Annotated in this window: 8 protein-coding genes and 1 pseudogene; 4 read left to right on the top strand and 5 right to left on the bottom strand. The window is 65.9% G+C overall.

What is annotated here, in order from left to right; all coding sequences use genetic code 11:
* Positions 1-340: 340 nt before the first annotated feature.
* Both AC1DT2_RS13195 and AC1DT2_RS13190 read right to left on the bottom strand, forming a co-directional pair.
* The gene (locus AC1DT2_RS13195) at positions 341-670 is read right to left on the bottom strand and encodes a hypothetical protein (protein WP_477296736.1); all 330 of its coding nucleotides are present in this window, start codon (positions 668-670) and stop codon (positions 341-343) included.
* 33 nt (positions 671-703) lie between these two features.
* Positions 704-1156 (bottom strand): MarR family winged helix-turn-helix transcriptional regulator, encoded by a 453-nt coding sequence (locus AC1DT2_RS13190; RefSeq protein WP_477296735.1) that lies wholly within the window; start codon positions 1154-1156, stop codon positions 704-706.
* A gap of 215 nt (positions 1157-1371) precedes the next feature.
* Between AC1DT2_RS13190 and AC1DT2_RS13185 the strand changes: the two genes are divergently transcribed.
* The 4 genes from AC1DT2_RS13185 to AC1DT2_RS13170 all read left to right on the top strand — a co-directional run bounded on the left by AC1DT2_RS13185 (position 1372) and on the right by AC1DT2_RS13170 (position 4243).
* Positions 1372-1782, top strand: coding sequence for a type IV pilus modification PilV family protein (locus tag AC1DT2_RS13185; RefSeq protein ID WP_477296734.1), 411 nt, complete (start codon positions 1372-1374; stop codon positions 1780-1782).
* Complete coding sequence (locus AC1DT2_RS13180) at positions 1764-2279, top strand: PulJ/GspJ family protein (protein WP_477296733.1); 516 nt, start codon at positions 1764-1766, stop codon at positions 2277-2279. Before AC1DT2_RS13185 ends, AC1DT2_RS13180 begins: the two co-directional genes overlap by 19 nt.
* Positions 2280-2501: 222 nt before the next feature.
* Entirely contained in the window at positions 2502-3521 is a 1020-nt protein-coding gene (locus tag AC1DT2_RS13175) for a glycosylasparaginase (protein WP_213950170.1), read from the top strand.
* 2 nt (positions 3522-3523) lie between these two features.
* Positions 3524-4243 (top strand): copper homeostasis protein CutC, encoded by a 720-nt coding sequence (locus tag AC1DT2_RS13170; protein ID WP_477296731.1) that lies wholly within the window; start codon positions 3524-3526, stop codon positions 4241-4243.
* A 73-nt stretch (positions 4244-4316) separates the two neighbouring features.
* On the opposite strand, the gene AC1DT2_RS13165 is transcribed toward AC1DT2_RS13170, so the two are convergent.
* The 3 genes and pseudogenes from AC1DT2_RS13165 to AC1DT2_RS13155 form a co-directional block, all read right to left on the bottom strand.
* Positions 4317-5174: an energy transducer TonB gene (locus tag AC1DT2_RS13165; protein ID WP_477296730.1), complete on the bottom strand. Its 858-nt coding sequence runs from the start codon at positions 5172-5174 to the stop codon at positions 4317-4319.
* 38 nt (positions 5175-5212) lie between these two features.
* Entirely contained in the window at positions 5213-5860 is a 648-nt protein-coding gene (gene pdeM, locus AC1DT2_RS13160; protein ID WP_213950173.1) for a ligase-associated DNA damage response endonuclease PdeM, read from the bottom strand.
* A pseudogene (locus tag AC1DT2_RS13155) lies at positions 5857-6728 on the bottom strand (DNA ligase-associated DEXH box helicase); the annotation flags it as partial. The gene pdeM and the pseudogene AC1DT2_RS13155, both read right to left, overlap by 4 nt.

Here is a 6728-nt window from a genome sequence, read left to right as displayed (position 1 = left end):
CCTCGCGCATGGCTCGCCTTCGGCTTCGCGGGCTCGGCTTCGCCGTCGCTCTCTACACTTTAGCGTCTCGCGGGGAGACCWTGGTGCCCACCCTCGCTGCTCAGACACGTCCTCCGCGTTTCGTAGCGGAAAGGCCGCTGCGCGGCCGTAGGCCAAATAGAGCCATGGGCCGCGTGAGCGGCCTTTCCTTGTCGAACGCGGAGGACGTGTCTGAGCCGCGAGGGTGGGCACCAAGGTCTCCCCGCGAGACGCTAAAGTGTAGAGAGCGACGGCGAAGCCGAGCCCGCGAAGCCGAAGGCGAGCCATGCGCGAGGTGCGAGGATGCCCGTTGCAGTGGCGCTCACGAAGGCGTCGAGGTATCGCCGCCGTGGAAGCGGCCGAACAGTCGCGCGCACAGCAGGCCCATGAGCAGGACGCCGAGGCCGAGCGCTGCGACATCGCCGGTGGCCCTCCAGTCGAAATTGCCGCCGCGCCGGATGAGTGCGTAGCTGACGACGAGATTGAAGAAGCCCCAGCACACATTGATTGTCGAGGAGGAAAGACCTTTCCCCCGCGGCTTCGCAAAGGGACTCTGAAACGCTCGTCCGGTCACTCCGCTGAGGAAGTGAGGGATGGCGTTCGTGAAAAAGAGACCCGCGAAGAAATAGGACACGAGATCAAGCCATGCCATTGCTGTGGTTTCCTGGAGCGGGCCGCGATGGGCTCAGAAGTCGGTGAGTCGCTGCAGCAGTCGTATCGCGGCGGCGAGCTCGCTTTGTTCGACGGGAGAAAGTTGCGCGTGCAGGGCGCGGACGAGCCAGTCGTCCTTGGCGGCGCGACTTGCCTTGATGGTCTTGCGAAAGGCCGTTGTCAGGTCGACGAGGGTTTGCCGCCCGTCGGTCGGGTCGGGTCTGCCGGCGATAGCCTTCATCGCTTCGAGCCCGGCCACGGTGATGCGCATGGACTGGGGCCGCACGCCTTCCGCACGAGCCAACGCCGACACGGTAGCCGCGCCGTCGCGGTCGAGACGGAGCAGGACGGACTTCTGCGACGACGTGAAGTCGCCCGGATGCGATTGCTCCCTTAAGCGCCTGACCAGCTTGCCGCCGGTAATTCGTAGTTCGGCGGCCAGTGGGGCAAGGGATGGGGCTTCGGAGGCGGCAGAGGGCTTGGCCATGGGCGGACGATATCATGAATACAGAAAAACTGTACAGGTAAACTGTATAACGTCGTGGCGAAGTACCAGGGGTCAGTGAGCGATCGCGCGGGCCAGGGCAGCAGCACGCCTACGTGAGAGTCTTCCGAACGCGCTCGGCAGGTCCGCTTTCGGGCTTACGAAGGCTGCGGAAAGGCCGGGCATCACCGAGCGCCTCATCGGGCGAACGTGGGCCCATGCATAGTCGTGGCTCTTCACTCGTCGAATCCCTCGTCGCCATGTCGATCTTTTCGATCGGAACGGCGGCGACCGGCGCATGGTTCGCGCAGAGCCTCGCTGCCGACGCGCAGGTGTCGCGGGTGTTGGCGGCGGATGCGATGGCTTCAAGCCTGGCGGCCCGCATGCGATACAACCGGGCCGGTGTGGCGGGAGGTCACTACACGGTGTCGGTGGATGCGTCGAGCTGCGTTCATGCCTGCGATGCCGCCGCATTGGCCTCCGACGACATGCGGCGCTTTCGCGAAGCACTGACGACACACCTCGGGCCGGCGGCGGACGGCCGGGTGCAATGCGATGTGGCGGAAGCGTGTGACATCCGCATGACCCGGCAGGGGCGAGAGGTGCTGGCATGGCGTGTCAGATTGTGAGAGCCCGTGGCTTCAGTCTCGTCGAGCTGAGCGTGGGGTTGTGTATTGCTTCGATCGTCGCGGTCATGGCGACGATGTCGCTCGCGGCGGCCGGTATCGCGTTGCAACGACACCTGATCGCAAGTCGTGATGAAGACCGGGCATGGTTGGCGCTGGCCGCCATCGTCCGCGATCTGCAGCTCGCCGATGAATGGCATATGTGCACGGAGGCACGCGACTGTCCGAAGAAGGCGATGGCCAGGGAGTACGACATGCCTGCCTTGCTGGCAGGAAACGTCGCGTGGCTGGTCGCGGACGAGCTGCGTCGTTGCGATAACGTCTGCCAGACGTACGTCGACGGCGTTGCGTCGCTTGAGGTAATTGCGGACATTCCCGCGCACGAGGGACTCACTGATCGCCGGCCGCTTCTGCAATGGCACGGGGACCGGGCCCGTGCGTTGGAGATCACCGTGACCCTGCGCGACCGTCGCCGCTTCAGCCAGGTCGTGTCCCGGTGAGGCCCGGGCCCTTGAGGCGCCACCGACAGCCCATCCGCGGATCGATCCTCATCCTTGTGCTCGCGGTGTTAGCCATGCTGACGATCCTGGGCGCCATCCTGTCGCGGTCCGTCTATACGCGGTCGATGGCGCTGCAGGATGCCCGGCGCGGTGGCACCTCACACGTGTCRCATGCGACCATCGGGGAGGGCGCAAACGGTGCGCCGTAGAACGAGGATGTCCATGGACCGCAGACGATTCCTGCAGGGGGCGACGATCGCGTCCGGGGTGGCCCTTGCTACCAAGAGCCTTGCCAGGGGCGAGCCGCCGGCGGCATCGGGTGGGATGGTTCCGCGCGTCTGCTCCACCTGGGACTTCGGCGTCGCCGCCAATCAGGCAGCGTGGAAAGTCCTCTCGGGGGGTGGCCGCGCACTGGATGCGGTGGAGCAGGGCGCGCGCGTTCCCGAAGCGGATCTGCGCAATCACAGTGTCGGCCGCGCCGGTTATCCGGATCGCGAYGGCAAGGTGACCCTGGACGCCAGCATCATGGACGAGCACGGCAACTGCGGCGCGGTGGCCGCAATGGAACACATCGCGCACCCCATTTCCGTGGCACGCCGCGTGATGGAACGCACGCCGCACGTGTTGCTCGTCGGTGACGGCGCCACGCAGTTCGCGATCGAACAGGGCTTCCCCCGCGAGGAACTATTGACCCCGGAATCGGATAAGGCCTGGCACGAATGGCTGAAGACGGCGAAGTACAAGCCGTCTGCCAACAGCGAGGTCAAGACCTATAACGCCGGTCCGGGCGGAACGCCGGGCGATGCAAGCAATCACGACACMATCGGCATGCTCGCGATCGACGCGAAGGGCAACCTGTCCGGTGCCTGCACGACCAGCGGCATGGCCTGGAAGATCCACGGTCGCGTCGGTGACAGTCCGATCATCGGCGCGGGTCTTTACGTCGATAACGACATCGGCGGCGCGACATCCACCGGCGTCGGTGAGGAAGTGATCCGCAACGTCGGCAGCTTCCTCGTGGTTGAACTCATGCGTCAGGGCCGATCGCCCGAGGACGCCTGCCGGGAGGCGGTCGAGCGCATCCTCCGCCGCAAGCCGGACGCGAAGGATCTCCAGGTCGGCTTCCTTGCCATGGACAAGAAAGGCAACGTCGGCGCGTGGGCAATCCAGTCCGGCTTCTCTTACGCGGTGTGCGATGCGAAGAAGCAGGACACCCTGATTCCCGGCAAGAGCACGTATTGACCATGGCCCTGCTGGAAGTTGCCGCGAACTCGATCGCTTCCGCTTTCGCCGCGCAGTCCGGTGGCGCCGGGCGCGTGGAGCTATGTGCGAGCCTGGACGAAGGTGGCGTGACGCCGTCCCATGGCACGATCGCACTGGCACGGGAGGGTCTGGACATCCCTCTCTACGTGCTGGTCCGGCCGCGCGCGGGAAACTTTCTCTACGAGAACGCCGAGATCGAATCCATGCTCGACGACATTGCCCACTGCGCGGACCTCGGTTGCGATGGCGTGGTCGTCGGTGCACTGACCGCCGAGGGCGAAGTGGATGCCGAGGCCTGCCAGTTGTTCCTGCAGGCTGCCGGTTCGATGGGCGTCACCTTCCATCGTGCCTTCGATCTCGTCGCCGATCGCAGCGCGGCGCTGGAGACGGTGATCGAACTGGGCTTCGAACGTGTGCTCACCTCAGGCGGCATGCACAGCGCCGTGGCGGGTGCTTCGTCCATCGCGCGCCTGGTGGCACAGGCGGGCGGTCGCATCGTCGTCATGCCTGGCGCGGGCATCGAGCCCGACAACGTGGCCGCGTTGCGTAATGTGACCCGAGCACGCGAATTCCACGCCTCCGCCAAGCGTCGCCTGCCGTCCGGGATGCGTCGAACGCCCTCGGACGATCTCGGCATGGGCGGCGGTGAGATTCGTACCGATGAAGAAACCGTTCGCGCGCTGGTTACGGCGCTGAGCTGAACGGATCGTGCGATGGCACGGTCGCCTCACCGCATGGCAAGGCGGCCGCCGAAGCCTTGATGACTGAGGCTCTTCAGGAGGAACTAACAGGCGTGAGCAGCTTCAGTCCGCTGCCGACGAGGGACAGCTGCCCGTCCGGTAGCGCGTCCGTGCTGCCGCTATCCTTGCGGTCTTCCTTTACCCAGTCAGCCGTTTCCTTCGGGCCCGGCACGTACGCGGTCCACTGCCCGTAGGTGTCGGCGGCGGCGCCATTGCGGTTGAGTCTGAACATCACCGGCGCGCGGACAATATAGAACGGGTCGTTCGCATGCGGCCCGCTGCTCGGAATGTGGAAGGTCCAGTCCCTGGCCGCGAGTACGCTCGGACCGGCAAGGGCCTTGCGCCAGACGCGCATATCGGGATCGGATCCCACCACGCCCAGGTTCACCTGCTCGGCGCTGACATCGACCACCTTGCCGTCGTGTCCGACCTTCATCAACAGGATGACGACGCCCTCGACGCGATCGGCCACGGCGGCCATGGGATAGCCGGGCGCCTTTCGCTCGGCATAGCTGATCTGCTCGCCGTCCTTGTGTTCGTCACCGAACGTGGCACCCGCGACGCGGGCGACGAAGTCGCTGCTGTCGGCACCTTCACGACGCGCCACGATGCGCAAGCTCATGGGCGCTCGCGCATTGACGGCGTGGCCGTCACGCAGGACCGGCTCGAAACGCCACGCGGCAGCTGTATTCTGGACCAGGCCGAGCACGTCGGCGGGCACCTTGTCTTTCTTGTCGATCTCATAGGAGGCCACGCTGCCATCCGGCGCGACGGTGACGCTGCCGGTGAGGATCATGCTGGCCTCGACGCGCTTGCGCACCGCACCGGGGCCGCCGGCACTCGCCACGCCGGCGATGGCCAGGGCTGCCAAACCAACGAACAGACGCTTCATGCGCTTCTCCATGTCAGGTGGTCCGCAAAGTATGCCAGCTAGCGTATGTCAGGAACGAGACCGGCTGGTGTAGCGGCCACAATCTGCCGGCCGGGGGCGGCGGTGACCTCGTAAAGTCCGGTGAGGGTGCCAAAGGCGGGCAACATGCCGACATCGCGGTCGAAGACGAACGCAGGCAGACGATGCCTGCGCCAGCCGTCGCGGATGACGACGCCGGGATGTACGTGGCCGGCCAGCGTGTACCCGGTAGTGTGCGGATGCGGATGGTGCGAGAACACGAACGGCGCGACATCGAGCCGGTCCGGGACCACGTCGATACCGAGCGAGCGAACATCGAAGTGGCGATCATGGTTGCCGGCGATCAGCAGCACGTCGATGTCCGCGTGGAAGCGGCGCCACGCACGCACACGGTCCACCCACGCACTCCGTTCCGTGGCGGCACCGTGGACGAGGTCGCCGAGGACGACGAGACGTTCCGGTGCGAACTCGTGAATCAGGGCATCCAGGCGTGCGAGGTCGTCGTCGGTGTCGCCACTGGGAACGGCGATGCCCGCGCGACGGAAGACGGCACCCTTGCCGAAATGCACGTCGGACACGAGCAGGGTACGCGCGGCTGCCCAGTACACCGCGCGCTGCGCGTGCAGCGTGAGACGTTCACCGGCGACGACGATGTCGAGCGTCATCATGTGTCGGCATCCGCTTCGAGCGTGGCCCGCATGCGTTCGACGCGACTCTTCCAGTCATCGGTGGCAATGCCACCGCGCAGGCGTTCGACCCATAGCGGAAAGGCGAATGGGCTGAGTCGTTTCGGTTCGCGCCAGAGCAGGTGCGAGCGCGCGACCCGCAGCAGGCACGCGCGTAACCGCGTGTAGTCGAGTTGCTGGTCGAGCACCTCGCGCTCGGCTTGCCAGAGGAGGGGGTGGGTCGGGTCGTGCCGGCGCAGGACGTCGAACAGCAGGCCACTCGATACCTGGAGTTGTCGCAGCGTCTTTCCCGCGGCGGGATAGCCGTTGAAAACAAGCCCCGCGACACGAGCTATCTCGCGGAACTGCCGCCGAGCCAGTTCGGTGAGGTTGACGCTGGCCAGGATATCCGTGCGCAGGCGTGCCGGATGCAGCAACTGCCGCATCGCTTCTGCGTCGAGCGTCGGCATGCGCGCCGCCGTGAGGGCCAGGCCGTAATCATTCACCGCGTAACCATAGTCGCCGGGATGGAGGCGGGCGAGACGATAGGCGAGCAGAGCAGCGAGGCCCTCGTGCGCGAGGCGTCCAGCGAAGGGAAACAGGAACAGATAGTCACCCTCGCGCGTGCGGGTACGTTCGCATAGCGTTTCGTCGACGGCAGGAACGGCGGAGTGACGTCGCTGGATCGCGAGCAGGGGAGCGAGGGTGCGCATTTCGGCACTGTGCGGAGCGCCTTCGGTTAAGGTGCGGCGAAGTTCGTCCGAGAGTTCGCCGGAAAGCGGAAGGCGTCCGCCCATCCAGCGCGGAACACCGCCACGGCGGTTCGGTGCGGCGCGCACGTAGGCTGTCATGTCCCGGATGCGTACGAGCT

The sequence above is a fragment of the Luteibacter sp. P4_E6 genome (assembly GCF_056401535.1).
The sequence above is the reverse complement of the archived record's forward strand: the minus strand, read 5'-3'. Positions and strand labels throughout refer to the sequence as shown.

What these genes read in the sequence shown, in the direction of transcription:
- AC1DT2_RS13195 (WP_477296736.1), bottom strand. Translation starts at nt 670, where the DNA reads ATGGCATGGCTTGATCTCGTGTCCTATTTCTTCGCGGGTCTCTTTTTC.
- AC1DT2_RS13190 (WP_477296735.1), bottom strand. Translation starts at nt 1,156, where the DNA reads ATGGCCAAGCCCTCTGCCGCCTCCGAAGCCCCATCCCTTGCCCCACTG.
- AC1DT2_RS13185 (WP_477296734.1), top strand. Translation starts at nt 1,372, where the DNA reads ATGCATAGTCGTGGCTCTTCACTCGTCGAATCCCTCGTCGCCATGTCG.
- AC1DT2_RS13180 (WP_477296733.1), top strand. Translation starts at nt 1,764, where the DNA reads ATGGCGTGTCAGATTGTGAGAGCCCGTGGCTTCAGTCTCGTCGAGCTG.
- AC1DT2_RS13170 (WP_477296731.1), top strand. Translation starts at nt 3,524, where the DNA reads ATGGCCCTGCTGGAAGTTGCCGCGAACTCGATCGCTTCCGCTTTCGCC.
- AC1DT2_RS13165 (WP_477296730.1), bottom strand. Translation starts at nt 5,174, where the DNA reads ATGAAGCGTCTGTTCGTTGGTTTGGCAGCCCTGGCCATCGCCGGCGTG.
- pdeM (WP_213950173.1), bottom strand. Translation starts at nt 5,860, where the DNA reads ATGATGACGCTCGACATCGTCGTCGCCGGTGAACGTCTCACGCTGCAC.